This is a genomic window from Streptomyces sp. NPDC033174 (genome assembly GCF_055577795.1).
Genome location: NZ_JBVIPQ010000010.1, coordinates 45,371 through 72,236, shown reverse-complemented (window position 1 = coordinate 72,236; position 26,866 = coordinate 45,371). Strand labels below are relative to the sequence as shown.

28 protein-coding genes are annotated in these 26,866 nt (G+C 72.9%); 8 read left to right on the top strand and 20 right to left on the bottom strand.

Going from position 1 to position 26,866, the window contains the following annotated elements; translation table 11 throughout:
* The first annotated feature begins 4 nt into the window (after positions 1–4).
* Together ACZ5VC_RS28030 and ACZ5VC_RS28025 are read left to right on the top strand one after the other, a co-directional pair.
* Positions 5–1,318: a sensor histidine kinase gene (locus ACZ5VC_RS28030; protein WP_469122780.1), complete on the top strand. Its 1,314-nt coding sequence runs from the start codon at positions 5–7 to the stop codon at positions 1,316–1,318.
* Complete coding sequence (locus ACZ5VC_RS28025; RefSeq protein ID WP_469122779.1) at positions 1,315–1,983, top strand: response regulator; 669 nt, start codon at positions 1,315–1,317, stop codon at positions 1,981–1,983. The genes ACZ5VC_RS28030 and ACZ5VC_RS28025 overlap by 4 nt, the downstream gene beginning before the upstream one ends.
* A gap of 37 nt (positions 1,984–2,020) precedes the next feature.
* Here the strand turns inward: ACZ5VC_RS28025 and ACZ5VC_RS28020 are convergent, their stop codons facing one another.
* The 6 genes from ACZ5VC_RS28020 to ACZ5VC_RS27995 form a co-directional block, all read right to left on the bottom strand.
* On the bottom strand, positions 2,021–2,419 hold the full coding sequence (locus tag ACZ5VC_RS28020; RefSeq protein WP_469122778.1) for a MerR family transcriptional regulator: 399 nt from the start codon (positions 2,417–2,419) through the stop codon (positions 2,021–2,023).
* A gap of 36 nt (positions 2,420–2,455) precedes the next feature.
* Positions 2,456–3,493 carry an MDR family NADP-dependent oxidoreductase gene (locus ACZ5VC_RS28015; protein ID WP_469122950.1) on the bottom strand — a complete coding sequence of 346 codons (1,038 nt, stop codon included), beginning with the start codon at positions 3,491–3,493 and terminating at the stop codon, positions 2,456–2,458.
* Positions 3,494–3,632: 139 nt separating this feature from the next.
* Positions 3,633–4,784: a methyltransferase gene (locus tag ACZ5VC_RS28010; RefSeq protein ID WP_469122777.1), complete on the bottom strand. Its 1,152-nt coding sequence runs from the start codon at positions 4,782–4,784 to the stop codon at positions 3,633–3,635.
* A 12-nt stretch (positions 4,785–4,796) separates the two neighbouring features.
* On the bottom strand, positions 4,797–4,946 hold the full coding sequence (locus ACZ5VC_RS28005) for a hypothetical protein (protein WP_469122776.1): 150 nt from the start codon (positions 4,944–4,946) through the stop codon (positions 4,797–4,799).
* Between the two features lie 532 nt (positions 4,947–5,478).
* Positions 5,479–6,054: a histidine phosphatase family protein gene (locus ACZ5VC_RS28000; RefSeq protein WP_469122775.1), complete on the bottom strand. Its 576-nt coding sequence runs from the start codon at positions 6,052–6,054 to the stop codon at positions 5,479–5,481.
* 62 nt (positions 6,055–6,116) lie between these two features.
* Complete coding sequence (locus ACZ5VC_RS27995) at positions 6,117–6,566, bottom strand: GNAT family N-acetyltransferase (protein ID WP_469122774.1); 450 nt, start codon at positions 6,564–6,566, stop codon at positions 6,117–6,119.
* A gap of 434 nt (positions 6,567–7,000) precedes the next feature.
* Between ACZ5VC_RS27995 and ACZ5VC_RS27990 the strand changes: the two genes are divergently transcribed.
* Positions 7,001–7,204 (top strand): DUF1918 domain-containing protein, encoded by a 204-nt coding sequence (locus ACZ5VC_RS27990; RefSeq protein WP_468709379.1) that lies wholly within the window; start codon positions 7,001–7,003, stop codon positions 7,202–7,204.
* A 7-nt stretch (positions 7,205–7,211) separates the two neighbouring features.
* On the opposite strand, the gene ACZ5VC_RS27985 is transcribed toward ACZ5VC_RS27990, so the two are convergent.
* A complete protein-coding gene (locus ACZ5VC_RS27985; RefSeq protein WP_469122773.1) occupies positions 7,212–8,444 on the bottom strand; it encodes a glycoside hydrolase family 10-like protein in 1,233 nt (410 codons plus the stop codon).
* A 297-nt stretch (positions 8,445–8,741) separates the two neighbouring features.
* On the opposite strand from ACZ5VC_RS27985, the gene ACZ5VC_RS27980 reads away from it, so the two are divergent.
* Positions 8,742–9,602, top strand: coding sequence for a 3-hydroxybutyryl-CoA dehydrogenase (locus ACZ5VC_RS27980; protein ID WP_468709381.1), 861 nt, complete (start codon positions 8,742–8,744; stop codon positions 9,600–9,602).
* 132 nt (positions 9,603–9,734) lie between these two features.
* A complete protein-coding gene (locus ACZ5VC_RS27975; RefSeq protein WP_469122772.1) occupies positions 9,735–9,992 on the top strand; it encodes a hypothetical protein in 258 nt (85 codons plus the stop codon).
* Positions 9,993–10,010: 18 nt separating this feature from the next.
* On the opposite strand, the gene ACZ5VC_RS27970 is transcribed toward ACZ5VC_RS27975, so the two are convergent.
* From ACZ5VC_RS27970 to infC, 10 genes are all read right to left on the bottom strand, one after another.
* Positions 10,011–10,541 (bottom strand): NUDIX hydrolase, encoded by a 531-nt coding sequence (locus tag ACZ5VC_RS27970; RefSeq protein WP_469122771.1) that lies wholly within the window; start codon positions 10,539–10,541, stop codon positions 10,011–10,013.
* A 65-nt stretch (positions 10,542–10,606) separates the two neighbouring features.
* Complete coding sequence (locus ACZ5VC_RS27965; protein WP_469122770.1) at positions 10,607–11,947, bottom strand: transcriptional regulator; 1,341 nt, start codon at positions 11,945–11,947, stop codon at positions 10,607–10,609.
* 267 nt (positions 11,948–12,214) lie between these two features.
* Complete coding sequence (locus tag ACZ5VC_RS27960) at positions 12,215–13,186, bottom strand: PP2C family protein-serine/threonine phosphatase (RefSeq protein ID WP_469122949.1); 972 nt, start codon at positions 13,184–13,186, stop codon at positions 12,215–12,217.
* Between the two features lie 817 nt (positions 13,187–14,003).
* Positions 14,004–16,532 (bottom strand): phenylalanine--tRNA ligase subunit beta, encoded by a 2,529-nt coding sequence (pheT, locus tag ACZ5VC_RS27955; protein ID WP_469122769.1) that lies wholly within the window; start codon positions 16,530–16,532, stop codon positions 14,004–14,006.
* Complete coding sequence (gene pheS / locus ACZ5VC_RS27950; RefSeq protein ID WP_469122768.1) at positions 16,532–17,671, bottom strand: phenylalanine--tRNA ligase subunit alpha; 1,140 nt, start codon at positions 17,669–17,671, stop codon at positions 16,532–16,534. Before pheS ends, pheT begins: the two co-directional genes overlap by 1 nt.
* Before the next feature lie 158 nt (positions 17,672–17,829).
* Positions 17,830–19,089, bottom strand: coding sequence for a sensor histidine kinase (locus ACZ5VC_RS27945; RefSeq protein ID WP_469122767.1), 1,260 nt, complete (start codon positions 19,087–19,089; stop codon positions 17,830–17,832).
* Between the two features lie 52 nt (positions 19,090–19,141).
* Positions 19,142–19,999: a TrmH family RNA methyltransferase gene (locus ACZ5VC_RS27940; protein ID WP_469122766.1), complete on the bottom strand. Its 858-nt coding sequence runs from the start codon at positions 19,997–19,999 to the stop codon at positions 19,142–19,144.
* Between the two features lie 101 nt (positions 20,000–20,100).
* Entirely contained in the window at positions 20,101–20,487 is a 387-nt protein-coding gene (gene rplT / locus ACZ5VC_RS27935; protein WP_114037952.1) for a 50S ribosomal protein L20, read from the bottom strand.
* Between the two features lie 105 nt (positions 20,488–20,592).
* Positions 20,593–20,787 carry a 50S ribosomal protein L35 gene (rpmI, locus tag ACZ5VC_RS27930; RefSeq protein WP_019884943.1) on the bottom strand — a complete coding sequence of 65 codons (195 nt, stop codon included), beginning with the start codon at positions 20,785–20,787 and terminating at the stop codon, positions 20,593–20,595.
* A gap of 125 nt (positions 20,788–20,912) precedes the next feature.
* On the bottom strand, positions 20,913–21,638 hold the full coding sequence (gene infC, locus ACZ5VC_RS27925) for a translation initiation factor IF-3 (RefSeq protein ID WP_468709393.1): 726 nt from the start codon (positions 21,636–21,638) through the stop codon (positions 20,913–20,915).
* A 319-nt stretch (positions 21,639–21,957) separates the two neighbouring features.
* Here infC and ACZ5VC_RS27920 point away from each other — a divergent pair, with 319 nt between their 5' ends.
* Positions 21,958–22,317: a DUF1844 domain-containing protein gene (locus ACZ5VC_RS27920; protein WP_469122765.1), complete on the top strand. Its 360-nt coding sequence runs from the start codon at positions 21,958–21,960 to the stop codon at positions 22,315–22,317.
* Between the two features lie 7 nt (positions 22,318–22,324).
* On the opposite strand, the gene ACZ5VC_RS27915 is transcribed toward ACZ5VC_RS27920, so the two are convergent.
* On the bottom strand, positions 22,325–23,065 hold the full coding sequence (locus ACZ5VC_RS27915; protein ID WP_469122764.1) for an SseB family protein: 741 nt from the start codon (positions 23,063–23,065) through the stop codon (positions 22,325–22,327).
* Between the two features lie 246 nt (positions 23,066–23,311).
* Between ACZ5VC_RS27915 and ACZ5VC_RS27910 the strand changes: the two genes are divergently transcribed.
* On the top strand, positions 23,312–24,028 hold the full coding sequence (locus tag ACZ5VC_RS27910; protein ID WP_469122763.1) for a serine hydrolase: 717 nt from the start codon (positions 23,312–23,314) through the stop codon (positions 24,026–24,028).
* Here the strand turns inward: ACZ5VC_RS27910 and mycP are convergent.
* Together mycP and ACZ5VC_RS27900 are read right to left on the bottom strand one after the other, a co-directional pair.
* Entirely contained in the window at positions 24,003–25,199 is a 1,197-nt protein-coding gene (gene mycP / locus ACZ5VC_RS27905; RefSeq protein ID WP_469122762.1) for a type VII secretion-associated serine protease mycosin, read from the bottom strand. The two genes, ACZ5VC_RS27910 and mycP, sit on opposite strands and share 26 nt — an antisense overlap.
* Positions 25,196–26,116, bottom strand: a complete 921-nt coding sequence (locus tag ACZ5VC_RS27900) for a hypothetical protein (RefSeq protein ID WP_469122948.1) — start codon at positions 26,114–26,116, stop codon at positions 25,196–25,198. The genes mycP and ACZ5VC_RS27900 overlap by 4 nt, the downstream gene beginning before the upstream one ends.
* 352 nt (positions 26,117–26,468) lie before the next feature.
* Between ACZ5VC_RS27900 and ACZ5VC_RS27895 the strand changes: the two genes are divergently transcribed.
* Entirely contained in the window at positions 26,469–26,678 is a 210-nt protein-coding gene (locus ACZ5VC_RS27895; RefSeq protein ID WP_469122761.1) for a hypothetical protein, read from the top strand.
* The last annotated feature ends 188 nt before the right edge of the window (positions 26,679–26,866 follow it).

The window sequence follows — 26,866 nt, the reverse complement described above, 5'->3', positions numbered from 1 at the left end:
CCGGATGAAGATCGGGGACAGGGAGCGCCTGGTCGCGGCGGTGCGCGCGGTGCCGCGGACCCTGCGCGACGACCTGCTGACGGTGGCCCGTGACCCGCTGCCCCGGCAGCGGTGGCTCGGCCGGCTGCCGCATTTCCATCTGGTGCTTTTCGCGCTCCTGGTGGGCGGCGGCAACGCGAACGACTACCAGCAGTACGAGCGGCCGTTCGGCACGACGGTCCTGTTGCTGCTGTCCGTGCTGGGGCCGGGGTCCGTCGTCCTCGCGATGTCCCGCCCGGTGCCCGCCTATTGGCTGTCCACGCTCACCCTGTTCGTGACCGCGCAGCTCGACGAGTCCGGCGTCAGCCACGACACGCACTGGCCCTGGAGCATCTGGAGCGTCGCGCTGCACACGATGGTGCTGCTCCTTCTCTCACTGCGGGTGCATCCCCGGGCCTCCGTCCTGGCGTTGGCGTTCACTGTCCTGTCGGGCGCCCTGAACGAGTCGCTGGCCGTTCATCCCCACAATGACGACGTATGGCGGGGCGCCATCGCCTTCGTCACCGCTGTGCTCGTCGGCGCCTCGCTGCGCCTCAGCCGGGTGGCGCAGACGCGACTGGTGGAGCAGGAGGTGCTCACGGCCGAGGAGCGGGCCCTGCGGACGCTCATGGAGGAGCGCAACCGGATCGCCCGTGAACTGCACGACGTGGTCGCCCACCACATGTCGGTGATCTCCATCCAGGCGCAGGTCGCCCCGCATCTGGTCGAGAACCCGTCCGACGAGCTCAAGGAGAACCTGGCGGGGATACGCGGCAACGCCGTCGAGGCGCTGAAGGAGCTGCGCCGGGTGCTCGGCGTGCTGCGTTCCGACGACGCCCTGGCGACAGAGGCACGCCATGCCCCTCAGCCGACCCTCGACCGGCTGGACGAACTGGTCGGCAACGTACGGGGCGCCGGGGTCGAGGTCGGCACCCGGATCACGGGTGAGCGGCGCCCGCTGTCCCCCGGCGTCGAGCTGTCGGCGTTCCGGATCGTGCAGGAGGCGCTCAGCAACGTGATGCGGCACGCACCCGGCTCCTCGGTGCGGGTGGAGATCGCCTACGGCTCGGCCGCCCTCACGGTCCGCGTGACCAACTCGGCCCCCACCGGCCGCCCCGCGCCCTCACGGGGAGCCGGGCACGGGCTGCTCGGCATGCGTGAACGGGCTGCCATGCTGGGCGGCGAGCTCGCCGACGGGCCCACTCCCGGCGGCGGTTACGAGATAGCGGCCTCGCTTCCCCTGAACAGGGACGCGGAGCTGGACCTGGACCCGCACCTGCCCCGGGAGAACCGTTCATGACCATCCGCGTACTGATCGCCGACGACCAGATGATGGTCCGCCAGGGCTTCACGGTGCTGCTGAACGCCGAGCCGGGCATCGAGGTCGTCGGCCAGGCCGTGGACGGTCTGGACGCCGTCGCCAAGGTCGCCGAACTGGACCCGGACGTCGTCCTGATGGACATCCGGATGCCGGAGCTGGGCGGCATCGACGCGACCCGTCGCATCACGGGGCCCGCCGACACGACGGTCAGAGTACTCGTCCTCACCACCTTCGACCTCGACGAGTACGTCTACGAGGCACTGCGCGCGGGCGCGTCCGGATTCCTGCTGAAGGACGCGTCGGCCGATGAACTCGCCCAGGCCGTACGGGTCGTGGCGGCCGGGGACGCGCTGCTCGCCCCGAACATCACCAAGCGCCTCATCGCCGAGTTCTCCCGGATGAGCGCGGGGCCACGCGCTCCGCTGAAGGAGCGTCTCGGCGATCTGACCGAACGCGAGACGGAGGTGCTGGCCCTGATCGCCCAGGGGCTGTCGAACGCGGAGATAGCCGGGCGGCTGGTGGTGGCCGAGCAGACCGTCAAGTCGCACGTCAGCCGGATGCTGGTCAAGCTGGGCCTGCGCGACCGGACGCAGGCGGCGGTCTTCGCGTACGAGACGGGCCTGGTGCGCCCGGCCGGGTACTGAACCGGGCGGGGCGGCCGCTCCGACGGGCCGACCGGCGTCAGGGCGCGGCGCCGGGATCGGCCGGGGCCCGGCCCTGTGAGCGGGCTGCCAGCCGCTCCCTCAGCCGTGTCAGACGGGCGATCTCCTCGTCCAGGGCCTCCAGTCGACGGCCCACGACCCCACTCGCGCGCGTGCACAGGCCGGGTGCCACCCCGTTCGCCGGCAGGGTGTCGGACTCCAGCAGGTGCAGGCGGTCCACACAGCTGCGGACGTCCTCGACGGTCAGTCCGAGGGAGAGCAGCTCCCGGACGAGCCGCACCCTGGTCACCTCGGCGGGGCCGTACTGCCGCTGACCGGTGGCGGTGCGGCGGGGAGGCGGCAGCAGTCCGCGCTGTTCGTAGAAGCGCAGGGCGCGGGGCGTGGTGCCCGCCGCTGCCGCCGCGTCGCCGATCCTCATCCCGACCTCCCGTACGTTCTTCGCCCGTCCTCGGTGCTAGCGCACCCGCACGATGACGGCTCCCAGGTGCCTTCCGCGCATCACGTCCTGCAACGCCTGCGGCGCCTGTTCGATGCCCGGGACGAGAACATGGGGGAAGGTGATCTCGCCGGAGCGCAGCCAGCCCCCGAACCGCTCGGTCCACTCGCGCAGCACCTCGGGGTGGTCCATGCCGCTGAAGCCGCGGAGCTCGACGCGCTTGAGGATGAGCTGGAACGAGTCGATCGCGGCGGGCGCGGTGGTTCCCGTGCCGTCCGCGGCGAGCTGTCCGGACAGGGCTCCGACCAGCACGAAGCGGGCGCCGGGGCGGGCGGCGTCGACGGCCGCGCCCAGCTGTTCGCCGCCGACGTTGTCCAGGAACACGTCGATGCCGTCGGGGGCCGCCTTCGCCAGCTGGTCGGCGATGGACCCATGGGTCCCGCCGCCCGGCCCGGACGTCCTGACGACGGCCGCGTCGTAGCCCAGCTCGGAGACCATCCGCTCGGCCTTCTCCCGCGTCCCGGTGCTGCCGACGACCCGGCCGGCGCCCAGCAGGCGCGCGATCTGGCCCGCCATCGTTCCGACCGATCCCGCGCCGCCGGAGACGAACACCGTGTCGCCCGGGCGCACCCGGGCTCCTCGGGTGAGTGCCCCGTAAGCCGTCATGCCCTGACCGAGATGGGCGGCCGGGTCGGGCAGCTCGTCCCCCAGGGGCACGCACTCGGCGGCGGCCACGGCGGCGTACTCCCGCCAGCCGCGCCAGTGCGAAACGAGTGCGCCGGGGCTCAGGGGGCTGCCCTCGGGAGCCGTGACGACCTCGCCGACGGCGGGCCCGACGAGCGTGTCGCCCGGGTGCAGACCGGGGAAAGGCGCGTCCTTCACTCCGCCCGCCAGCAGCGTGCGCACGGCGGCGATGACGCTGAAGTACTTGTTCCTGACGAGCAGTTCGCCCGGGCCGGGTGTGGGGACCGGGGTCTCGACGAGGCTCAGGTGTTCCGCTCCGGGCAGCCCTTCGGGGCGTACGGCGAGCCGGAGTTCGCGGGAGACGACGGGCAGGGGCACGGGGCCCTCCTTGCGCGGATGACTGGGTCGAGGCGGTGGGCGCCGAACGGCGTGGAGGCCGAACGGCGCCGTGACGCTAACCCCTGACCCGCGGGTCAGGGTCAACCCCGCGCGGCCGTGCCCGTCCCCGGGCCTACTTCTTCACGGCTCTCAAGATCACGAACTTCGGGTCGCTCGCGACCAGTTCGCTGTTGCCGAAGATGCGGCGCAGGGTGACGTGGTAGCCCAGGTGCCGGTTGCCGACGACCCAGAGTTCACCGCCGGGGCGCAGGGCCCGGCGTGCTCCGCTGAACATGCGGCGGGCGGTCGCGTCCGTCGTCGCCTGATGGCTGTGGAAGGGCGGATTGTTGAGCACCAGGTCCACCGAGTCCGCCGGTACGTCGGAGAGCCCGTCACCGACCACGAACTCCGCCTTCGCGCCGGCGCCGGCGTTGGCCCGGAAGGTGGCCTCGGCGGACGCCACCGCCTGGTACGACTCGTCGACGAAGAGCAGCTCCGCGTCGGGTTCGGTCAGCGCGGCGGCCAGCCCGACGACACCGTTTCCGCAGCCCAGGTCGACGATCCGGCGGCCGGGAGCACCGGCCTGGGGAAGGTGCTGGAGGAAGAAGCGCGTGCCGATGTCGAGCCGGTCGGCACAGAAGACACCGGCGTGGTTGGTGACGGTCCGGCCGGCGACCTTCGCGGCGTCGGAGGGCAGCGCGTAGGAGTACGGCCAGGGGCTGGCCGGACGGACCCGTGAGACGTCGGGCGTGGAGTGGATGAGCCGGGCCTTCTTGACGGCCAGGGACGTCCGGGTCGGGCCGACGAGCCGCTCGAACAGGTTGAGCGTCGAGGTGTGGATCTCCTTCACCATGCCCGTACCGATGACGACCGTGCCCTCGTGCAGGGCGGGTGCCAGCCGGTGCAGCTGGTCCTCCAGGAGCGCCAGGCTCTTGGGGACGCGGATCAGCAGGACGTCGATCCGCTCCGGCGGGGTGTCCCGTGGCGACAGGAGACGTACGGCGCCGGTGTCGGCCCCAGCGCGTTCCAGGTTGGCGAGGGTGGCCCGGTGGCCGAGATACGAGTCGGAGATCTGTACGGGCGCGTGCGCGGCGAGCGCCGTGACCAGGGCCCCCCACCGGTCGCCGACGACCACGACTGACCCGGAGAGGTCGGCCTCGGCGCGCTCCGCCAGGTGGTGCAGCAGATACTCGTCGGCGGCGTCCCAGGCGCGGAGGGTGTCGCGCGGGTCCTCGGGAAAACGGGTGAGTGCGAACTCGCCCCATGACGTGGTCAAACGATTCATTGTTCCCTCAGGCTAACCGCTCGCGCCGGACGAGCCCGCCGCCGCGTCCCCGATCCGTTCCCACAGTGCGGAGAGGAGCCCGGTCGGGGTGTCCGCCCGGGGGAAGTCCGGATCGGTCGCGAGGGCGGTGACCGCCGGGTCGAGGGCCGCGTTGCGGCGCACGGTGGGATGGCCGGGTCCGCCGGCCTCGACGACGCCGCGCAGGAAGAGGACGGTGGCGGCGATTCGCCAGACCGGTTCGGCGGGGCCGAGCGCGGCCGGGGTGGCGGAGGGCCGGTCGTTCGCGACCGCCCAGGGGTCGTAGGCGCGGTTGCGGCCCTCGGAAACGACGTGCCCGTGGCGTCGATGAGCACGGAACCGACGGCGAGCCCGCCGGTGCGCAGCGCCCGGTGGGCGAGGGTGAGGCAGCGCCGGGGCGCGGGGTCGAGGCGTTCCCGGGCGTCGGCGAAGCTCTCAGGCGGGGGCGTGGGGGCATGGGGAGGATCCTGGGGCGGGAGCTCGGGGCGCCCCCGGCCGGTCGCCTGGCGCCCGTCACAGGCCAGAGGCATCGACCACGGGTGACTGGCCGCGTGTGAGGGTCGCCCGGATCGTGGTCGCGGCTCACGGGGGGCCTTGCGGGGCGCCCCGCACACGTGGCACGGGAGGCGTCACCCTGCGCCGGACACCGGGCCGGGGCACAGGGCGCATGCGTACGTCACCCTGCGCCCGGCACGAGGCACAGGTTCCAGCGGCCCGGGCGGCCGGTGAGGGTGACCGTGGACAGGGGGCGGACGTCCACGTTCCAGTACGCCGTGGGCGGTGCCTTCAGGGCGTACACCAGCGCCGCCCGTACGACCGCGGGCTCGGCGACGGCGACGATGGCGCCGTCCTCGGCGGGGCGGGTCTCCAGCCAGCCCCCTATGCGCGTGATGAACGACAGCAGCGCCTCCCCGCCGTGCGGGGCGACGCGCGGATCGCCGAGCCAGGCGTCGACGGCGGCCGGGTCCTGAGCGGCCACCTCGGCGAGGGTGAAACCCCGCCAGCGGCCCATGTCGCAGTCGCGCAGGGCGGGCTGGGCGAGCGGGGCGAAGCCGAGCGCCCGGCCGGTGGCGCGGCTGCGCTCGGTCGGCGAGCAGTAGCGCAGCTCGGCCGCGCCCAGCGGCACCAGCGTGTGCGCGGCGAGCCGCACCTCGTGCCAGCCCTCCTGGTCGAGCGGCCGGTCGTCGTCGAACCGCTCGGCGAGCAGGGAGCAGCTGCGCGCCGCGGCGACCAGCGTGACCCTAAGACCCATGGCCGTGATCGTGAGGCCGGGGGCGCCGCAGGTCAAGAGGTGCGGGACGGCGGGTGGGCGGGTCAGTTCAGATCGAGGTTCATCCACATGCCCGGGTCCTCCAGTGGCGTGAAACCGATCTTCTCGTACACGCCGTGGGCGTCGGCGGTCGCGAGCATGATCCGGCGCAGTCCGAGCGGCGCGAGGTGGTCGCGGACCGCCTCGACGAGGGTGGTGCCGAGGCCCTTGCCGCGCGCGGCGCGGGCGACGTAGACATCGCAGAGCCAGGCGAAGGTGGCGTGGTCGGTGACCACACGGGCGTAGGCGACGATCTCTCCGGAGGCCGGGTCGTACGCACCGAAGTTGAGCGACCCGGCGATGGCGCGGTCCTGGTGCTCGCGGGTGCGGCCCAGGGCCCAGTAGGCGTCGGTGGAGAGCCAGTGGTGGATGCGTGCCGGGTCGAGGCGGGCGGGGTCGGTGGAGATCTCGTAGCCGTCGGGGGTGCCGTGTGCGCCCTGGGTCGTCTCACTCATGCCCGAAGCCTCGCAGGCCACAGGGGAGTTGTCAGTGGTGGGTGACACGCCGTGGTCGACGTGGTGCGGGAGGCAGGTTCGTCTGCGGGGGGTGCCTCACTCCGCCCGCCGAACGGCGCGGTCGCTCCCGCGGCGCCTCGTCGTAGGCCGTGCGCAGCAGGCGGACGCCCTCGGCGATCTCGGCCGGTCCCGCGACGCCCGCGAAGCTCACCCGGATGTCGGTGTCGGTGCTCGGTGAGCACCTGTCCCCGGCGGCCCCGCCGGGGGCCGGCGCCGTCCTGGTGTGCATCGCGGTACCCAGCGCACGAGCAGCTGACCGGTGGCCGACCGGGTGGACCACCGGATGCCTGGCCGTGCGCCGGAGGGTGGCCCGGGTCACAATGGCGGACGTAGGCTCCGAAGTACGAAGGCCGGGCACGAGGAGGTCACTCCCGATGCAAGCGAGCGTGGGCGACAAGTTGCTGGTGCACGGCCGGACCGTCGGTCATCACGACCGTACGGCCCAGGTCGTCGAAGTACTGGGCGAGAACGGCACGCCCCCCTACCGAGTCCGATTCGACGACGACGGTCACGAAGCCCTGATGTCCCCGGGACCCGACACCGTCGTGCGGCACCGACAGGAATCCGGACCCGCCTGAGCACGAATCACCGCGGCGGACGGACCCTGGTCGGGTAGTGATCGGCCACCACGGTGGCCATCGCCCCGATCCGGTCCGCCGTCACCTCCTTGGCGGAGAAGAAGCAGTGGCCGCGCACCTGCGGATACTCCTTGGCGAGGGTCAGGTGCCGGGAGAGTTCGGCCGGGTCCTGCCAGGGAGCCCCCTGGGCGGGGTCGCCCGCTTTGTGGAGCGCCTCGCCGATGTACAGCTGGACGCCGGTGCCCCGGACCACGTCGTTCCACCAGGGCAACAGGGTGGCGTAGTCGGCCGCGGCGAAGCCGATGTTCCAGTACAGCTGGGGTACGACGTAGTCGATCCAGCCCTCCCGTACCCATCTGCGGGTGTCGGCGTGGAGGTCGTCGTAGGTCTGCACTCCCGCGCGGGTGTCCGAGCCGGACGGGTCGGTGGAGGCGTTGCGCCACACGCCGAAGGGGCTGATGCCGAACCGCACCTCCTCCTTGATGTCCTTGATCCGCTCGGCCGTCTCACTGACCAGCCGGTCGGTGTTGTTCCTCCGCCAGGCGGCCTTGTCCGGGAACTCCGCGCCGTAGCGGGCGTAGGTCTCGTCGTCGTCGAAGACCTGCCCGGCCACGGGGTACGGATAGAAGTAGTCGTCCCAGTGGACGGCGTCGATGTCGTAGCGGCGGACCGCGTCGAGCATCGCGTCCTGGACGAAGTCCCGGACCTCGGGAAGCCCGGGGTTGTAATAGAGCTTCCCGCCGTACGGGAGGACCCAGTCGGGGTGGAGCCGGGCGGGGTGGGATTCGGCCAGCCGGGTCGGGTCGGTGTGGGCCGCCACCCGATAGGGGTTGAACCAGGCGTGGAGCTCCAGACCGCGGCTGTGGGCCTCCTCGACGGCGGTGCCGAGCGGGTCCCAGCCGGGGTCGCGGCCCTGGACTCCGGTGAGGCACTGGGACCACGGCTCGTACGGAGAGGGCCACAGGGCGTCGGCGGTGGGGCGGACCTGGAGGACGACGGCGTTGAGATGGCGGGCCACGGCCGCGTCGAGGTGGGCCAGCAGTTCGGTCAGCTGCTCAGCGGCGGTGAGGCCGGGGCGCGAGGGCCAGTCGCGGTTGAGGACGGTGGCCAGCCACATGCCCCGGAACTCCGGTTTCTGCGCCCCGCGCCGGACCAGGGGGGCGGTGGGCGAGGTCAGGGGCGCCGCGCTCGCGGCCGCGCCGAGGGTGAGCGCCGTGAGGGCGCCGGCCGCGCCCGCCACGAATCCACGTCTCGCGACGACCCCCTCACGGGCTCCTTCGACGACGCCCCCCTCACACGCGGCGCCGGTTTCGCGGCCGATTTCGCCCTCAGCTCCACCCCGAGTCGCACGTGCACCGGTTTGCGGCATATATGGCCCCTCCTTCGTCCGGAATGTCCCCCGTACGCGCAGAGCATGCCCGCCCCGGCACGACATCCACACGCACGGGCGGAGTAACGTCGTGGGGTCGAGGCGGGCGCCGGAATCACACGGAGGCCCGCCGCAGTAATCAGTGAAAGGCACGAGGTGACGGACTCAATGGCCGACATTGCACGCGTCGGAGTGGTGGGCTGTGGCCAGATGGGCGCGGGCATCGCGGAGGTGTGCGCCCGCAGCGGCCTCGAGGTGAAGGTCGCCGAGACCACCGGCGAAGCGCTGGAGATCGGCCGCACCCGGCTGTTCAACTCGCTGTCGAAGGCCGCCGAGCGCGGCAAGATCACCGAAGAGGAGCGCGACGCGACCCTGGCGCGGCTCAGCTTCACCACCGACCTGGGCGAGTTCGCCGACCGCGACCTGGTCATCGAGGCGGTCGTCGAGAACGAGCAGGTCAAGACGGAGATCTTCCAGATCCTCGACCAGGTCGTCACCCGCCAGGACGCCATCCTCGCCTCGAACACCTCCTCCATCCCGCTGGTGAAGCTGGCCGTCGCGACGTCCCGTCCCGACCAGGTCATCGGTATCCACTTCTTCAACCCGGCGCCGGTGCAGCAGCTCGTGGAGCTGATCCCCGCGCTCACCACCTCCGAGGGCACGATCAGCCGTGCCCAGGTGCTGGTGGAGAAGGTGCTGGGCAAGCACGCCATCCGCGCTCAGGACCGCTCGGGCTTCGTGGTGAACGCGCTGCTCATCCCGTACCTGCTCTCCGCGATCCGGATGTTCGAGTCGGGCATCGCGAGCCGCGAGGACATCGACAACGGCATGGAGATGGGCTGCGCCCACCCGATGGGCCCGCTGAAGCTCTCGGACCTCATCGGCCTGGACACGGTCGCCTCGGTCGCGGACTCGATGTACGCCGAGTTCAAGGAGCCGCTGTACGCCGCTCCCCCGCTGCTCCAGCGCATGGTGGACGCGGGGCGCCTCGGTCGTAAGACGGGCTCGGGTTTCTACCCGTACTCCTGATTCACACGGAGTGTGCGGGGCGTGCCCGCATATGCCCTGCGCACACGCTCCCGCCCTCCCACCAGGGAGAGTTGACTCGGTCCCGCTCAGTCAAGGGTCCGCTGTACAACCTTCCCGAAGAGGAGCCCGTCCGTGACAACCGACCCCGGTCATTTAGTGGCCGTCGAAGAGCTCGCCGAATTGCGCCGCAGTCTCGACGTCGGCCTTGCCCGGATCGACGGGCATCTGGCGCTGCTCGCCCAGCGCAACGACCAGATCGATCGTGAGCTGACCGATCTGGCCGTGCGCATCGGAGCGCTCGAGCACACCAGGTGGCCGCTGCCCGCCGTGGCCGCGCTCACCGCCCTGGGGGCGCTGGCGGTGACGGTCTGGCAGGCTCTCGGCCACTGATCTCGCCGTATCGCGGGGTCAGCCCAGCCGCAGGTGATGCAGCATCAGCAGCCCGGCCGCCATGTTGGCGGCCGGGATCTCGCCCCCGGCGATCATGTCGGGCACCAGCTTCAGCGGTATCCATTCGCGGCGCGAGGACTCGAAGTCGTCCACGGGGTGCCCGGTGTACGTGGCCTCCCGCGACCAGTACAGATGGTGGCGGGCGTCGGTGAGGCCGTTGGACGGCTCCACGGTGAGCAGGTGCTGGAGCGGCCCCGGTCGCCAGCCGGTCTCCTCCTCCATCTCCCGGGCCGCCGCCGCGGCGATGTCCTCGCCGTCCTCGACGACGCCGGCGGCGAGTTCCCAGCCCCAGCTGTCGGTGATGAACCGGTGCCGCCACAGCATCAGTACTTCGTTGGCCTCGTTGACGGCGGTCGCGACGGCGACCGGGCGGAGCCGGATGAGGAAGTGGTCGAGGTGACGGCCGTCCGGGAGTGCGACGTCCGCGAGATTGACCTTGAACCAGCGGTTCTCATACACAGTCTGTTCGCTTTGTTTCGTCCACTGCACTGTTCTGCCACCTTCCGACAAGTAGGTGGCAATATCGCAGCAGGCACCGGCGCCCAGGGGAACGGTCACAGGGGAACGCGCAAGGCCCCGTCGATGAGTTCGGCCGCCTCCCGTGCGTCGTCGCAGCCACTCGCCACCAGTTGTTCGCGCACCTCGCGCAGCCGGTCCCGCAGGCGCTGCGACTCCATCCCCCTGGCGCGCTCGGCCATTTCGACCGCCGTCCGCGCGGCCCGGTCAGCCTCGCCCTGCCGCAGCTCGATCTGGCTGAGCATGGCGAGCCGGTGCACCCGGCCCCGGTCGTGCGCCGGGGTCCCGACGGCGGCGGCAGCGTGCTCCCGCGCGGCCGGCAGATCGCCCAGACTGAGCAGCGCCTCGGCGACCTGGACGTTCACCAGGCCCGGCTGGACATAGCCGGTCTCGTCCGGCTCGTGTCCGGGGCGGATCCGCTCCGCCTCCGCCTCGGCCCGTCTGATGCGGCCCAGGGCGCTGCCCCCGTCGCCCAGATGGGCGTACGCCTTCGCCTGCATCGCGTACAGATCGGCGGCGAGCGCCGGGGTGATGTGCCGCCCGGCGCTGCGCAGCGCGGCCTCGGCGAACGCGACCGCCTGCCGGTACTCCCCCATGAACAGCGACTGGTTGACCAGCAGGGCGATCACATACGCGCCGAGTCCCCGGTCGCCGCTCGCCTTGGCCAACCGCAGCGCCTGATGGAAGTAGCGCTGGGCCAGACCGTGGGCGTCCGAGTCGTACGCGCAGATGCCGGCCACCGACACCAGGCCGCCGGTGGCGCGGTGCAATTGGCGGCCCAGCGCGTCGTTGTAGGCCCCGCGCAGCAGCGGGGCGGCCTCGGCGTTGAGGAAGCCGACGATCCGGGCGCGGGTGGCGATCCCGCCCGCCTTGCGGTACATCAGCTCGTAGTGGGCCCGGGCCGCGCGCAGCATGGTGATGTCGGCCATGGACACCCGTGTCTGGCCGTCGCGCGAAACATCGGAGTCCTCCGGCGGGTTCTCCCACTCCCATACGGGCATCACGGCGGGGGTGCCGGTCACGGCGGGGGCACCGAGTATGTGCGGCCGCTGCTGCTCGTCGGAGCGCCACAGCGCGGTTGCCCGCTCGACGAAACCGGACAGCGGTGAGCCATGGGGCTCGGTCGCTCCGCCCGGTACGCCGAGCCCGATGTCGTCCAGGGTGATGACCCGGTGCAGTCGGGCGGCGAGCACCTCGCAGATCAGGTCCGGGACCTGGCCCCGGGGGCGCTGCCCCTTCAACCAGCGGGCCACGGCGGTGTGTTCGTACCGCAGCGCCAGGCCTCTGGCCCGGCCCACCTGGTTGACGTGCGCGGCGAGACCCGCGTGGGAGATGCCCGCTTCGTCGAGCAAGGCGTCGAGCAGGGTGTTGGGCTGCATGGTGGGCCCCTTTGACGACTCGTGGCGCACAGCGTAGTGGAGGTCGATTCGCACGGGGTGTGAACGGAGTGCTCGCATCCGTGCCCCGCGTACTCTGCCGCGGTGCCTCCCGCGCCGGTTGACTGAACTGCCTCTCATGGAGGCGGCCGGGCCGCCGGCTCCCCCTCGAACAGTGCGGCGGCCCGCTCCGCGCCGTCCGTCCTGCTGATCTGCCCGACACTCCGCGGCAGGGCGGGCGGCGCCGGCCGTACGGAACACCTGACGGCTCTAGTGACGGGAGGGTGCGGGACGGGAACGGCGCAGACCCTGGTCCGGGGGCTGCGCCGGCACCCGTGAACGGTCGTTGCGCAGGACCAGCAGCGCCACGTCGTCGGTGACCCGGCCGCCGGTGTGCCGCAGCAGCGCGGCGTGCACATGGTGGACCACCGCCGCGGGCGACACCGGAGCGCCGGCCGCGGCCTCGGCGAGGACCGCCTCCAGGGCGAAGAAGCGCCCGGCCGCGTCGCGGGCCTCCTCGGCGCCGTCGGTGTGCAGGAACAGCGCCTCGCCCGGCAGCAGTCGCGCGCACCGGCGCGGGGGCAGCTCGGCCGGCAGCGGAAAGGCGCCGAGCGGCGGCATCGGGTCCCCGGCCATGACGGGGTGAGCGCCCCTGAACAGCCGATAGGGCCAGGGATGCCCGCAGTTGAGCGCCAGAACCTCGCCGTCGGGCCGGATCTCCAGGAGCAGTACGGTGACGAACTCCTCGGCCGCCGGGTGTTCCGGCTCCCGCCCGCCGGCCGCCGGGTGCTCGTCGCGGGCCCGCTCCCGCAGATGGCGCTGATGGGCCCGGTCGAGGCGCCGCAGTACGCCCGCGAGCTCGGCCTCGTCGTACGCGGCCTCCCGGAAGCTGCCGAGGACCGCGGCGACCGCCCCGATCGCGGCTATGCCGTGCCCGCGCACATCGCCGATCACCACGCGGACGCCGTACGGGGTGGCGACGGCCTCGTACAGATCGCCGCCGATCTCCGCTCCCCGGGATGCGGAGAGCTGTCCGGCGGCGATCGTCAGCCCGTCCAGCCGGGCCGGCGGCGGACGCAGCAGCACCCGCTGCGCGGCCTGCGCGATCGCCCGGACCTGCTCGAGCTCCCGGGCCAGGCCCCGTCGGATACCGAGAATCAGTCCGGTGCCGACGGTGAAGAACACGACGCTGGTGGCGATCCGGGTGGCCAGCCCCTCCTGCTGGGCCAGCGGACACCCCATCTTCCAGCTGATCGCCGCGACGCCCCACACACTGGGGAGCGCGAGCGGGGCCAGCCGGCGCACCCATCTCCGGTCCGATGAGGCGGCCCACCCTCGCGACGCTGCCGGGAAGGGAAGCCAAGAGCTGATACGGATCATTCCGATGGCCCCCTTCAGGCCCTACAGCACACAGGCCCGCCCCTGCGGCCGGGACGATTCTGTCGATCGTCGACGCCCGGAAGGAACAACCGCCAGGGATCTCACCCGAATGAGTGAGACGGCGGAGAGGTGAGGGATTCGCCCCGGCGGGGGCGTTCCGGCGGCACGGCGCCGCGGCCGCTCGAGCCGGCGAGTCCGCCCCAGGAGGCGGGGCCGGGGCCCGGAGCCGTGCGGGATCAGGGTCGGCGATACCGCCCGCAGCGGCCCGCGGCCCGGCGAACCGGCACCGGCACCCCGCCGGCCGGACGGAACCCCGCAGCACCATGCGCTCAGAGACGGCGAGTCCGCCAAGGGGCCGGGCCAGCGAACCGGCACCGGCTCCCGCCGACCGGACGGGCGGAACCCTGCGGTCCATGTGCTCGGAGGGCGAGTCCGTCAAAGGGCCGGGCCAGCGAACCGGCACCGGCACCCGCCGACCGGACGGACGGAACCCCGCGGTCCATGTGCTCGGAGGGCGAGTCCGTCAAAGGGCCGGGCCCGGGATCGCGCATCGCCCCGTACGCGGTCCGGCGGCGCGGGCGCCATGGGCGCGCGGGTCGGCGGGACCCCTGCCCCCGGCGACCCGAAAAAGGGCGCCCCCGGTGGTCCGGGGGCGCCCTTCGTGGGTGTGGCGGGGTACTCAGGCTCCGCGGAGGGATGCCCCTGTGCGGTCGGCGGCCAGGGAGACCGCCGCGTCGCGGGCGGCCGTGGCCTCATCGACCGTCAGGGTGCGGTCCGGGGCGCGGAAGCGCAGGGCGTACGCCAGGGACTTCTTCCCCTCGCCGATCTGCGACCCGACGTACACGTCGAACAGCCGGATGGACTCGAGGAGTTCACCGGCGCCTTCGCGCAGCACCTTCTCGACGTCGGCGGCCGGAACGTCCTGGGGGACGACCAGCGCGACGTCCTGGGTCGCCACCGGGAAGGTGGAGATCCGCGGCGCCCGCAGCGCACCGGCGGACGCCTCCTCGACCAGGTCGAGGTCGAGCTCCATCGCGGCGGTGCGGGCCGGCAGCCCGAGCGCCTTGACGACGCGCGGGTGCAGCTCGCCCGCGTAGCCGACGACCTTCTCCTCGCCGTCGACGACGACGGCGAGCTCGGCGCAGCGACCGGGGTGCCACGGCCCGTACTGACCCTGGCGGACGATCAGTTCCGCACCGGTCTCGCGGGCGACGGTCCGGGCGGCCTCGACCGCGTCGGCCCAGTCGGACGGACGGCCCTTGCCCCACCAGCCGGCCTGCTCGCGCGCACCGGCGAGCACGACCGCGGCGTGGCGCGGCTGCCGGGGCAGGACCGCGTTGAGGCCGGCGATCTCCTCGTCGGTGGGACGGCGGTCGACGGGCAGCCGCACGGCGACGGACGGGCCGTCGGCCGGGTGGAAGACGAGACCCGTCTCGAAGAGCGCCAGGTCGTGGCTGCCACGGCCGTCGTTGCGGCGAAGGGCGGCGAGAAGACCCGGCAGCAGCGTGGTGCGCAGCGCCGGCTCCTCGTCGGAGAGCGGGTTGACCAGGGTGACGACCCGGCGCGCCGGGTCGTCGGCGGCCAGGCCGAGCTGGTCGAAGGCCTGCACGCCGATGAACGGGTAGCTCAGCGCCTCGACGTATCCCGCGCCGGCCAGCGCGCGGCCCACGCGGCGGTGGGTGCGCTGGCGTTCGGTGAGCCCCCGGCCGGCCGGCGGCCTGGGCAGGGTGGAGGGCAGGTTCTCGTAGCCCTCCAGCCGGATGACCTCTTCGGCCAGGTCGTTCGGCTCATTGAGGTCGGGACGCCAGGACGGGACGGTGACGACCAGTTCGTCCTGCCCGTAGACGTCGCAGCCGACCTCCTGGAGGCGGCGTACGACGGTCTCGCGGCCGTACGCGACACCGGCGACACGGTCGGGGTGGTCCGCCGGCATGGTGATGGTGCGGGCGGCGGCGGGGGCGACGATCTCGGTGACGCCGACCTCGGCCGTACCACCCGCGAGCAGCACCAGCAGGTCGACCGTGCGCTGCGCGGCGGCGGCCGCGGCCTGCGGGTCGACCCCGCGCTCGAAGCGCTTGGACGCCTCGGACGCCAGCTTGTGGCGGCGCGCGGTACGGGCGATGGAGAGCGGCTCGAAGTGCGCGGCCTCGATGACGACCTCGGTGGTACCGCTGACGGCGCCGGTCTCCGGGTCGGTCTCGGAGTCGGCGATCTCCGTGTTGGCACCGCCCATGACGCCCGCGAGGCCGATCGGCCCGCGGTCGTCGGTGATGACCAGGTCCGCGGCGTCCAGGACGCGCTTGGTCCCGTCGAGGGTGGTGAACTTCTCGCCCGCCTCGGCGCGGCGGACGCCGATGGCGCCCTCGACGCGGGAGCGGTCGTAGGCGTGCAGCGGCTGGCCGAGCTCCAGCATCACGTAGTTGGTGATGTCGACGGCGAGCGAGATCGGGCGCATCCCGGCCTTCTGCAGCCGGCGCTGCAGCCAGATCGGGGAGCGCGCCTCCGGGTCGAGGCCGGTGACCGTGCGGGCGACGAAACGGTCGCAGCCGATCGGGTCGGCGATCTTCACCGGGTAGCCGAAGGAGTTCGGCGCGGGCACGTCCAGCAGCGCCGGGTCGCGCAGCGGCAGACCGTAGGCGGTGGCGGCCTCGCGGGCGACGCCGCGGATCGACAGGCAGTAGCCGCGGTCCGGGGTGACGGCGATGTCGAGGACCTCGTCGAACAGCTCGAGGAGCGCGGCGGCGTCGGTGCCGATCTCGTGCTCGGGCGGCAGCACGATGATGCCGTGCGTGCCGTCGTCGCCCATGCCCAGCTCGTCGCCGGAGCAGATCATGCCGCGCGAGACCCGGCCGTACGTCTTGCGCTCGGCGATCCGGAAGTCACCGGGAAGCACGGCGCCGGGCAGGGCCACGACGACCTTGTCGCCCTCGGCGAAGTTCCGCGCGCCGCAGATGATCTCCTGGGGCTCGCCGGTGCCGTTGGCGTCACCGACGTCGACGGTGCAGAAGCGGATGGGCTTCTTGAACTCCGTCAGCTCCTCGATGGTGAGGACCTTGCCGACCACCAGCGGACCGGTCAGACCGGCGCCGAGCTGCTCGACGGTCTCGACCTCGAGTCCTGCCGAAATGAGCTTGGCCTGGACGTCGCGTCCGGTCTCCGTCGCCGGCAGGTCGACGTACTCCCGCAGCCAAGAAAGCGGGACCCGCATCAGATCTCCATCCCGAACGGCCGGGTGAACCGGACGTCACCCTCGACCATGTCTCGCATGTCATCGACGTTGTGGCGGAACATCAGCATCCGCTCGATGCCGAACCCGAAGGCGAAGCCGCTGTACTTCTGGGGGTCGACACCGCAGGCGATGAGCACCTTCGGGTTGACCATGCCGCAGCCGCCCAGCTCGATCCAGCCCTCGCTGCCGCAGGTGCGGCAGGGCCGGTCCGGGTTGCCGACGGACTCGCCCCGGCACACGTAGCAGAGCATGTCCATCTCGGCGGACGGCTCGGTGAAGGGGAAGAAGTTCGGGCGGAGCCGGGTCTTCATGTCCGGCCCGAAGAGCGCCTGGACCATGTGGTCGAGGGTGCCCTTGAGGTCGGCCATGGTGAGGCCCTCGTCGACGGCGAGCAGCTCGATCTGGTGGAAGACCGGGGTGTGCGTGGCGTCGAGCTCGTCGGTGCGGTACACGCGGCCGGGGCAGACGACATAGACCGGGGGCTCCCGGTCGATGAGCGTGCGGGCCTGGACGGGCGAGGTGTGCGTCCGCAGCACGATGCCGGACTCGTCGCCGCTGGTGACCTGGCCGTCGGCGGTGGTGCCCTGGACGAAGAACGTGTCCTGGGTCTGCCGGGCCGGGTGGTCGGGGACGAAGTTGAGGGCGTCGAAGTTGAACCACTCCGCCTCGGCCTCGGGGCCCTCGGCGACCTCGTAACCCATCGACACGAAGACGTCGGCGACGCGCTCCATGAGGGTGGTCAGCGGGTGCCGGGCGCCGGCCGGGACGCGGTCGTGGGGCAGGGTGACGTCCACCGCCTCCTCGACCAGCACACGGGCGTCGCGGTCGGCCTCGAGCTCGGCCTGGCGAGCGGCGAGCGCCTTGCTGACGGCTCCGCGGGCCTGACCCACGAGCTTGCCGGCCGCGGCCTTGGCCTGGGGCGGCAGCGCGCCGATCTCCCGGTTCGCGAGCGCGAGCGGCGAGGTGCCACCGGTGTGCGCGACCTTCGCGTGAGCCAGCGCGTCGAGGTCACCCGCGGCGGCGAAGGCGGCGAGCGCCTCGTCCCGCATGCGCTCGATCTCTTCCGGTTTCAAGGCCTCGACCTCAACCGGGTCGTACGACTTATTGGGTGCGGACATCTCTTCCCGTGCTTCCGTTCGGCTGGCTGACTGTGCCCTTCCGGGGGACACCCCCGGAGCCCCGAGGCCCTGCTCGACGACAAGGGCGCAAACGTGCCAAAGGTCGAGTCTAACGGGGTGCGAGGACGCGAATGAGCCCGCGGGCCGCTCAGGCGTTTCTACTGGAGATAGGCCGGAGCGCCGACGGGCAGGATAAATCGGAACTCGGCGCCACCGCCGGGTCCGCGGCCGACGGTGATCGTCCCGCCGTGCGCCTCGACGATGCCCTTGACGATGTAGAGGCCCAGACCGGTGCCACCGCGTTTGCTCCCCCGCCAGAAGCGGGTGAAGACGCGGCCCATCGACTCCTCCGGGATGCCGGGGCCTTCGTCGCTCACGGTGACGGCCGTGCCTTTCTCTGTCTGATCCGCGCTCTTCACGGATGCGGGTGCCACCTCGATGGTGACGGTTCCCTCGCCGTGCCGCACCGCATTTTCGAGCAGGTTGCCGAGGACCTGGTCGATCTTGTCCGGATCTGCCCACAGATCGGGGAGGCGCGGCTGGACGCGGACGAAGAAACGGTCCGGGGACTGACCGCCGGCGGTGTGGGACTGGACGTGCCGGCCGACGGCCGCGGCGATGTCGACGGGCTGGCGGCGCACCTCCAGACGGCCGGAGTCGATCCGGGAGATGTCGAGGAGTTCGGCGATGAGCCGGGTGACGCGGTTGGCGTCGGCGTCGACGGTCTCCAGCATCAGCCGCTTCTGGTCGTCGGTGAACCGCTCCCACTTGGCGAGGAGGGTCGCGGTGAAGCCCTTCACCGAGGTGAGGGGCGAGCGCAGCTCGTGGGCGACGGTGGCGATGAGCTCGGCGTGGCTGCGTTCGGTACGGCGGCGGGCCTCGGTGCCGCGCAGGCTGACGACGACCCGGCGCACCGGGCCGGTGGGGTGCTCGCGCACGTAGCGGGCGGAGACGAGCACCTCGCGGCCGCCGGGGAGCAGCAGATTGCGCTCGGGCTGGCCGACCCGGGTGGCGAGTCCGCCGTACGGATCGGTCAGGGCCCACCAGCGGCGGCCCTTGAGGTCCTCCAGCGGAAGGGCCTGGTCGAGGGGGAGACCGAGGGCGTCGGCGCTGGGTACGGCGGTGATGCGGACGGCGGCCGCGTTGAAACACACGACCCGGCCGGTCTCGTCGGCGACGACCAGACCGTCGGGCAGGTCGTCGGGGTGAATGCCCGGGGCGGCGGGGAGGCCGTCGGGGGCGCTGTCCGGATCGGCGGGCGCGCCGGGGCCGTCGTCCGCGGCGGCGTGCTCACCCGGGCGGTCGTCCGTGGTGGGCGGCTCGGCGGGGCCGTGGGTGGGCGCGCCGGGGCCGTCGTCCGCGGCGGCGCGCTCCGAGGCGTCCGCCGTCCGCGTGAGCCTGTCCGTCCCGACCGTCATCCGTCCCCCGACCCTCCGTGTGGCGCAGTGGGCCCCCGAGCCCGTCACCCTACTAGCTGGAGGTGACGGAGCGGCACCCTCCGGAAGCACGCTGGGCACGGGCTGAGGCGTAGAGGCACACGGCGGCGGCCGTGGCGAGGTTGAGGCTCTCGGCCTTGCCGTGGATCGGGACGCGCACCACCGCGTCCGCGAGTGCGCGGGTCTCCTCCGGCAGTCCCCAGGCCTCGTTGCCGAAGATCCAGGCGGTGGGGCCGCCCATGGTGCCCGCGTCGAGCTCGGCGTCCAGGTCGTCCTCGCCCGCGCCGTCGGCGGCGAGGATCCGTACGCCGGCGCTCCGCAGACCGGAGACGGCCTGTTCGACCGGGACGCCGACGGCGACCGGGAGGTGGAAGAGCGAGCCGACGGAGGCCCGTACGGACTTGGGGTTGTAGAGGTCGACGGAGGCGTCGGTGAGGACGACGGCATCGGCGCCCGCGGCGTCGGCGCAGCGCAGCACGGTGCCGGCGTTCCCGGGGTCGCGGACGTGGGCGAGGACGGCCACCAGCTTGGGCCGGGCGGCGAGGATCTCCTCGAAGGGCGAATCGAGGAAGCGGCAGACCCCGAGCAGGCCCTGCGGGGTCACGGTCTGGGACACCTCGGCGAGCACGGCGTCGGAGGCGTGGTGCACCCGGGCGCCGGCGGCGCGGGCGGCGTCGACGATGTCCGCGTACCGCTCGGCGGCCTCGAAGGTGGTGAAGAGCTCGACGAGGGTGGGCCGGCCGTCGCCGCCGCGGTGTTCGACGGCCTCGCGGACGGCCTGCGGGCCCTCCGCGATGAACAGTCGGTCCTTGCCCCGGAAGTTCCGCTTGGCGAGCCGCCTTGCGGCGACAACACGCGGGGAACGCGGGGAAATCGGCTCGGGGGTGCCCATGGTCGGCGGCTCACTTCTCGTGTACGTGAACGGGTGGAACGCACCGGACCCGCAGGCGCAGTGCCTGCGGGTCCGGCAGAAGCCATGCGAAGGGGCCTGGATCAGGCAGCGGCCTTCGGGGCGTTGACGTCGCTCGGGAGCGCCTTCTGGGCGACCTCGACGAGCGCGGCGAACGCGTTGGCGTCGTTGACCGCGAGCTCGGCCAGGATCTTGCGGTCCACCTCGATGTTGGCGGCCTTCAGACCCTGGATGAGGCGGTTGTACGTCATGCCGTTCTGGCGGGCAGCGGCGTTGATGCGCTGGATCCACAGCTGACGGAAGTCGCCCTTGCGCTTCTTGCGGTCGTTGTAGTTGTAGACCAGCGAGTGGGTGACCTGCTCCTTGGCCTTGCGGTACAGGCGCGAGCGCTGACCGCGGTAGCCGGAGGCCGCCTCGAGGATCGCCCGGCGCTTCTTGTGGGCGTTGACTGCCCGCTTGACGCGTGCCACTTGTTAACTCCTTGTAGCGGGGCCGTGGTTGGACTCACACGACCCGGAAACGAATTGGTCCCGGTCTTGGCCGGAGGCCCTCGGCGGGCGAGGGCACGAGGTCAATCAGATGCCCAGCATCTTCTTGATCTTGGCGGCGTCACCCGGGGCCATCTCGGCGTTGCCGGTGAGGCGACGCGTCAGCTTGGACGACTTGTGCTCGAGCAGGTGGCGCTTGCCGGCACGCTCACGGAGCACCTTGCCGGAGCCGGTGATCTTGAAGCGCTTCTTGGCACCGCTGTGCGTCTTGTTCTTCGGCATCGCGCCGTATCTCCTCGTCAGTGGCGCTCCCACCCGGTGCGGGCACCGGGCAACCGGGAGCGTCAGATCTTTGGTTTGGGTATCCGGGGCGAGGCCCGGGGCTGCCTGGATGGCAGCCCCTCAGGTCACGCCTCGGAAGGGGTCTCGGCCGGAGCGTCGGCCGGAGCCGCCGCCTCTGCCGGAGCCTCGGCGACGTCGTCGGACGAACCGCCCTGACGCTCCGCCTTGCGTGCGGCCTGGGCCTCACGCGCCTCGGCCATGGCCTCGGTCTTCTTCTTGTGCGGGCCAAGAACCATGATCATGTTCCGGCCGTCCTGCTTCGGGTTGGACTCGATGAAGCCCAGGTCCTCGACGTCCGAAGCGAGGCGCTGGAGGAGCCGGAAGCCCAGCTCCGGGCGGGACTGCTCACGACCACGGAACATGATCGTGATCTTGACCTTGTCACCCTGCTTCAGGAACCGAACGACGTGACCCTTCTTGGTGTCATAGTCGTGCGGGTCGATCTTCGGCCGGAGCTTCATCTCCTTGATGACCGTGTGCGCCTGGTTCTTGCGCGCCTCACGGGCCTTCATGGCCGACTCGTACTTGAACTTTCCGTAGTCCATGAGCTTGCACACGGGCGGACGGGCGGTCGCCGCGACCTCGACCAGGTCAAGGTCGTACTCCTGTGCGAGCTCCAGGGCCTTGGCAAGCGGAACAATCCCGACCTGCTCGCCGCTGGGACCGACAAGTCGCACTTCGGGAACGCGAATCCGGTCGTTAATGCGGGGCTCGGCGCTGATGGATCCTCCTCGGTAGCACCACGCGACCGTCTGGCGGACGGACGCGTAACGTCTGTTGCGTAAGACCAACCGCGCCGGTACATGAAAAATGCCCCGGACGGGACACAGGCGGGGCTCCTCGGGAATACCGGAGCACCGCCGCGGTCAACCGCGGGGCGCGCATCGGGCGGCTCCATCGTCCGTACGGAACGATGGTCGCCACCTGACCGGTGACCCGCCGTCCCGGAGGACGGCCAGGTGGGAGATCGGAGCCTCCACTTGTGGGCTGGGCACGTAGATGTCCAGCCGGTCGTTACACAAGGTTAGCAGCTCCTGTCCGGAGGAGCTAACCGGACGGCGCGACGGGGTGCGGGAGGGGGCGCGTGCGGCGGGGCATATCGTGTGGGGCATGAGTGACACGCCCACCAATGACTCCCCCGACTTCGACGCCATGACCCGCGACATCGCGGAGGTCCCGGCCGTCGAGGTGATCGTGACGGTCGCCGTCAACCTGATGAGCGCGGCCGCGGTGAAGCTCGGGCTGACCGAGGAGGGCGACGAGCACAAGGACCTGGACGAGGCGCGCAAGCTGGTGCACGCGCTGGCGGGTCTGCTGGACGCGGGCGCGACGGAGATCAGCTCCTTCCACGCGGCGCCGCTGCGGGACGGTCTGAAGTCGCTGCAGCTGGCGTTCCGCGAGGCCTCGATCATCCCGGACGAGCCGGGCCAGGGCCCGGGCGAGAAGTACACGGGCCCGGTCTACGGCTAGAGCCGCTTCACCCCTTCACATACAAGGGCTCGCCCGGAGGCGTGGCCGAGGCCGGCAGGAGTGCCAGGTCAAGGCCGCGCACCAGGCGGGCCCTCAGTGTTTCGTCGGCGGCGAGGGCGCGGGCGACGCGCTGGGCCGCCTCCCCCGGGGCCGCGTCCGGGGCGAGCACCAGGGCGAGCGTTCCGTCCGCACTGCCCGGACCGAGGTGGGCACGGACGACCGCGGGCTCGGCGGCCACGGCGGCGCGTACCGCGGCCGTGACGGCCGGGTCGTCCAGCGGGTCGGCGCTGGTACGGCCTTCGGCGAGGGCGAGCAGCGCCGGGCCGGTGAGCTGGTACGGGACGGGCCCCGCGAGGTCCAGTACGACCGTGTCCGCCTTCTCGTGGGCGGCGGCCTGCAGCGCCTGGTGCAGGGGTACGGCGACGGGCCGGGCCTCGGGATCCCAGAGGGCGAGGGACGCGGTCGAGGTGAACGCGGGCAGGGCACGGCGGTCACCGGCGGTGAGCGTCGGCACGGCCATGTCGCTGGTCTTCTCGCGGCGCAGCCCGTTCTCGTCCACCTCGACCTCGCCGAGCACGGCCACGATCGGCACCAGGAGCCGCGCGTCGCGCAGGGCGTCGAGGACGGCGGCGTGCGCGGAGCGGTCGGTCCGGTTCTCGGCCCAGGCCGCGAGGGCAGCGGAGAGCCTCGGATCGGCGGTGCCGTCGTCGTCGGAGAAGCCGGGATCAGGGATGTTCTTGAGCGCCACGCGTCGAGCCTAACCGGCGGCCGGGCGCCGCCTTCCCGGCGGGTTGCCGACCGGGGCGCAGGCGGCACCCGGGCGCGGTGCCGGCGTCCGCCGCGTGCCTCGCAAGCCGTCCGTCCATTCCGTGCGGGGGCGTGCACGTGTCGGGCACGGCGATCGCCGTGCCCCTCGTACTCTCCGGTGCCGGGACGGCACCAGGCGGCGCTCCCCTCGTCGTCTCCGTCGGCCGTCGTGAGTGAGGAGCCGGAAGTGGATCTGGACGCGGTACTGGCCGAGGCGCTCGCGCCGGTCGTGGCCTCGGGGAAGGGGGCGTGCCTGTCGGTCGGCGTGCTCGATCCGGAGAGCGGACGCTCCGCGGTGTTCGGTGAGGGCAGGACGTACGACACGGCCAGCATCGTCAAGGCCGACATCCTCGCCGCGCTGCTGCTGCGGGCGCAGGACGCGGGGCGGGCGCTCACCGCCGCCGAGCAGACGTACGCGGCCGACATGATGGAGCGCAGCGACAACGCCGCCGCCACCGCGCTCTGGCACGTCGTCGGCCAAGCTCAGGGGCTGGACGGCGCCAACTCCCGGCTGGGGTTGGCCGAGACCGTCGCGGCGGCGGCTTGGGGGCTGACGCAGACCACGGCCAGGGATCAGCTGGCGCTGCTGGCGGCGCTGTTCGGCGCGGACTCCGCGCTCGACGCGCCCTCCCGTACGTACGCCCAGGGCCTGATGCGGCGGACAGCGGGGGATCAGGACTGGGGTGTGTCGGCGGCCGGGGACGGCTGGGCGCTGAAGAACGGATGGCTGCCGCGTACGGCCACCGGGTTGTGGGACGTCAACAGCATCGGGCGCGTGCGGGTCGGCGGCCGGGGGCTGCTGGTGGCGGTGCTCTCGGACGGACATGCCACGAAGGAGGCTGGTGTCGCGCTGGTGGAGCAGGCGGCGCGGGCGGCGGTCAGGGCGTTCGTCGCGGTGTTGTGAGGCCCGGCCGCCGACCGCCGCGCCACAGGAGGACGGCGGCCACCAGGAGGAGCGCGCCCGCCCCGGCGGCGAGGGGGGCGAGCAGGCCGGCGGTGTCGTCGTCATCGGCGTCCGGGGTGGGGCCGGGGCCGAAGAACTTGGCGCGGTAGCCGGGGGCGGAGACGGTCTTCGGGTCGCCCGGGTGCAGGGCGCCGCCCGCCTTGATGGCGGCGGCCGGGTCGACGGTCCCGTACCCCTTGGAGTCGCTGCGGCCGCCGTCGGGGCGGCTGCGAGCGGTGTCCATGAGGAGCTTCTTGATCTGTGCGGGGGTGAGGCCGGGGTGGGCGGAGCGGACCAGGGCGACGGCGCCGGAGACGAAGGCGGAGGCGGCGCTGGTGCCCCAGCCCGAGTAGTACTTGCGGTCCGGGTCGGGGATGACGATGTCGACGCCGGGGGCGGAGACGGTGGCGTACCAGCGGCGGGTGGAGAAGGCCGCGTGGGTGCCGTAGCGGTCGACGGCGGTGACCGCGATGACGCCCGGGTAGGCGGCGGGGTACGAGATGTGGTCGCCCTTTTCGCCGCCGTTGCCCGCGGAGGCGACGACGACGGCGCCCTTGGAGAGGGCGTACTGGACGGCGGCGTCCTCGCCGGGCTCGGGGTGGGCGGACTCGCTGTCGTCGCCGAGGGAGAGGTTGATGACGTCGGCGCCGTGGTCGGTGGCCCAGCGGATGCCGTCGGCGAGGGCGGAGCCACGGGTGGCGCGGGACTTCTGGCGGGCCTTGTCGGTGCCTTCGAGGATGACGCGGACGGGCAGGATCTTCGCCTCGGGGGCGATGCCGAGGACGCCGTCCTGACGACCGGAGCCGTGTCCGCGGCCGGCGATGATGCCGGCCATCGCGGTGCCGTGCCGGGCCCAGGCCCGATCGCCGCGGGTGGCGCCGAATCCGATCAGGTCGTGGCCGGGGAGCACATTGCCGGCCAGGTCCGGGTGGGTGTCGTCGACGCCGGTGTCGAGCACGGCGACGGTGATGCCGTGGCCCTTCGTCGTACGCCACGCCTCGCTGGTGTGCATCGCCTCCAGGCCCCACTGCTGGGTGCGGATGCCGTCGGCGTGGGCGGGCGTCGCGGGGAGGACGGCGAACGCGGCGGCGCTCAGGGCGATGAGCGCCTTGCGGGACCGGCGCGTGCTCATGTGGGCTCCTCCGTCGCCGCGGTGACGGCCTTGCGCAGACCGCGTTCGATGCGGTCGCTGATGCCCTTGGCGTCGTGGCCGAGTCCCGATTGGGCGGGGGCCGTCGTCTGGGCCGGGGCCATGGCCTCGTCGGCGGGCTGCGGGTCGGGGACGGGGCGGCCGTCGGCGAAGCCGGACACCGCGTAGACGACGACGGGGACTTCGGTGAGGACGTTCAGCCGCCAGCTGGCCCGCTGCGGGTCGCCGAACCCGGCGGCGGGGGTGCCGGGGGCGGGCAGCGTGCGCGGCATCAGGTCGGCGCGCTCCTGGAGGGCGCCGTCGGTGAAGCGGGCCCGCAGGGCGCGCATGCCGTCGGGCTCGGCCTTCGTGAAGACCAGACCCACGGTGGTGACATGGCTGGACGTGGCGTCGGTGTACGTGGCGCGCAGCACGCGCTCGCAGCCGACCGGCTCCAACGTCTTGACGAGCAGTGGGTCGAGCGCCCCGGCGCAGGCCCCGTCGGGTGCGACGGCGATCCGGGTCCACACCCGGTCGGCGCCGCCCGGTCCGGCGCCGCTGCCGCTGAGGGTGCGCGGGAAGAGCGTGTCCACGGGCACGCTGTGCCACAGGCTGCGCGCCTCGCTGTAACCCGTGGGCGCGGCGGCCTCGGCGGCCGAGTCCCCGGTCAGCCACGCCCCGGTGGCGGCGCCCCCGATGAGCCCGAGCCCCAGGACGACGCAGGCGACGGCCCCGGCGGTCCGCGCGGGATGCCGCACCCGGTCGGCGGCCGGGGCGAAGGGGCCGGCCGGGGCCGGGTACCCGCCGTCGTACCCGTCGTACGCGCCGTACGCCGGGACGGGCCGGAGCCGGGTGGTGGTCTCCTCGGGCCGCTCGGGCGGCGCGAACGACGGGGGCGCGGCGGGGCGGGCAGGGGGTATGTGGGGGTGCGTCGGGGCGGACCCGGGGCGGGCGGCCGAAGGGAGCGTCCCGGCGACGTGCGCCGGGGCGGCCGCGACGGCGGGGCGGGTGTTCGGCAGGGGCGGCAGCGCGGGCGGACCGGCCTCGGCCCGCGCACCGCCGGCGCCGTGCGGCTGGGCGGACGGGGCCGGGGGTAGGGCAGGCCGCGCGGAGGACGTGGCCTGGGACGGGTACGGGGAGCCCGTCGGGGGGCGGCGGTCGGACGGGGCCGCGGCATCGGGGAGTCGCGGAGCTTCCGGCTGCTGTGCGGGGTGCGTGGGCGCGGGCGTCGGCACCGGAGGAAGCGCCCTTGCCTGCGGGGCGGGGCCGGCCGTGGCCGGGTTCGCCGCGGACGGGGCGGGCGGCTGCTGTGCCGACCGCGCCGCCTCCGTGAGCGACCGGGCCTCCGGCGCCGAAGTCGCCGGGCGGCTGCCCGCGACGCCCCTGGCGGGCCGGGAGTCGGGTGCCTGGGTGGCGGGGCCGGCCGCGTGGCCGGGGACGCCCCGAGTGGGACTGGGAACGGTCCTCGCGGCGGGCCGCTGAAGGTCGGACGGCGTCCCGGGAAGCGACCCGTACGAAGGGCTTCGGTCGGTGTCCGGGCGCGGTGAGGCGGCGGCGCTGGACGAATCCGCCGGGACCGGACCCCGCGTCGTGCGCTCGCGTGCTTCGGACAGATCCACCGGCAGCGCGCCGGGCAGCCTGCGCTCGGGTGCCACCTGCGGGCCGTCCTC

Bases quoted from the DNA above. Each gene is read 5' to 3' on its own strand.
- ACZ5VC_RS27940 (WP_469122766.1), bottom strand. From the start codon at position 19,999: ATGGGCACCCCCGAGCCGATTTCCCCGCGTTCCCCGCGTGTTGTCGCC.
- ACZ5VC_RS28010 (WP_469122777.1), bottom strand. From the start codon at position 4,784: ATGAATCGTTTGACCACGTCATGGGGCGAGTTCGCACTCACCCGTTTT.
- pheT (WP_469122769.1), bottom strand. From the start codon at position 16,532: ATGCGGGTCCCGCTTTCTTGGCTGCGGGAGTACGTCGACCTGCCGGCG.
- ACZ5VC_RS27965 (WP_469122770.1), bottom strand. From the start codon at position 11,947: ATGCAGCCCAACACCCTGCTCGACGCCTTGCTCGACGAAGCGGGCATC.
- ACZ5VC_RS27980 (WP_468709381.1), top strand. From the start codon at position 8,742: ATGGCCGACATTGCACGCGTCGGAGTGGTGGGCTGTGGCCAGATGGGC.
- ACZ5VC_RS28030 (WP_469122780.1), top strand. From the start codon at position 5: ATGAAGATCGGGGACAGGGAGCGCCTGGTCGCGGCGGTGCGCGCGGTG.
- ACZ5VC_RS27945 (WP_469122767.1), bottom strand. From the start codon at position 19,089: ATGACGGTCGGGACGGACAGGCTCACGCGGACGGCGGACGCCTCGGAG.
- ACZ5VC_RS27960 (WP_469122949.1), bottom strand. From the start codon at position 13,186: ATGGGGTGTCCGCTGGCCCAGCAGGAGGGGCTGGCCACCCGGATCGCC.
- ACZ5VC_RS28020 (WP_469122778.1), bottom strand. From the start codon at position 2,419: ATGAGGATCGGCGACGCGGCGGCAGCGGCGGGCACCACGCCCCGCGCC.
- ACZ5VC_RS28025 (WP_469122779.1), top strand. From the start codon at position 1,315: ATGACCATCCGCGTACTGATCGCCGACGACCAGATGATGGTCCGCCAG.
- ACZ5VC_RS27995 (WP_469122774.1), bottom strand. From the start codon at position 6,566: ATGAGTGAGACGACCCAGGGCGCACACGGCACCCCCGACGGCTACGAG.
- ACZ5VC_RS28000 (WP_469122775.1), bottom strand. From the start codon at position 6,054: ATGGGTCTTAGGGTCACGCTGGTCGCCGCGGCGCGCAGCTGCTCCCTG.
- mycP (WP_469122762.1), bottom strand. From the start codon at position 25,199: ATGAGCACGCGCCGGTCCCGCAAGGCGCTCATCGCCCTGAGCGCCGCC.
- rpmI (WP_019884943.1), bottom strand. From the start codon at position 20,787: ATGCCGAAGAACAAGACGCACAGCGGTGCCAAGAAGCGCTTCAAGATC.
- ACZ5VC_RS27920 (WP_469122765.1), top strand. From the start codon at position 21,958: ATGAGTGACACGCCCACCAATGACTCCCCCGACTTCGACGCCATGACC.
- ACZ5VC_RS27990 (WP_468709379.1), top strand. From the start codon at position 7,001: ATGCAAGCGAGCGTGGGCGACAAGTTGCTGGTGCACGGCCGGACCGTC.
- pheS (WP_469122768.1), bottom strand. From the start codon at position 17,671: ATGTCCGCACCCAATAAGTCGTACGACCCGGTTGAGGTCGAGGCCTTG.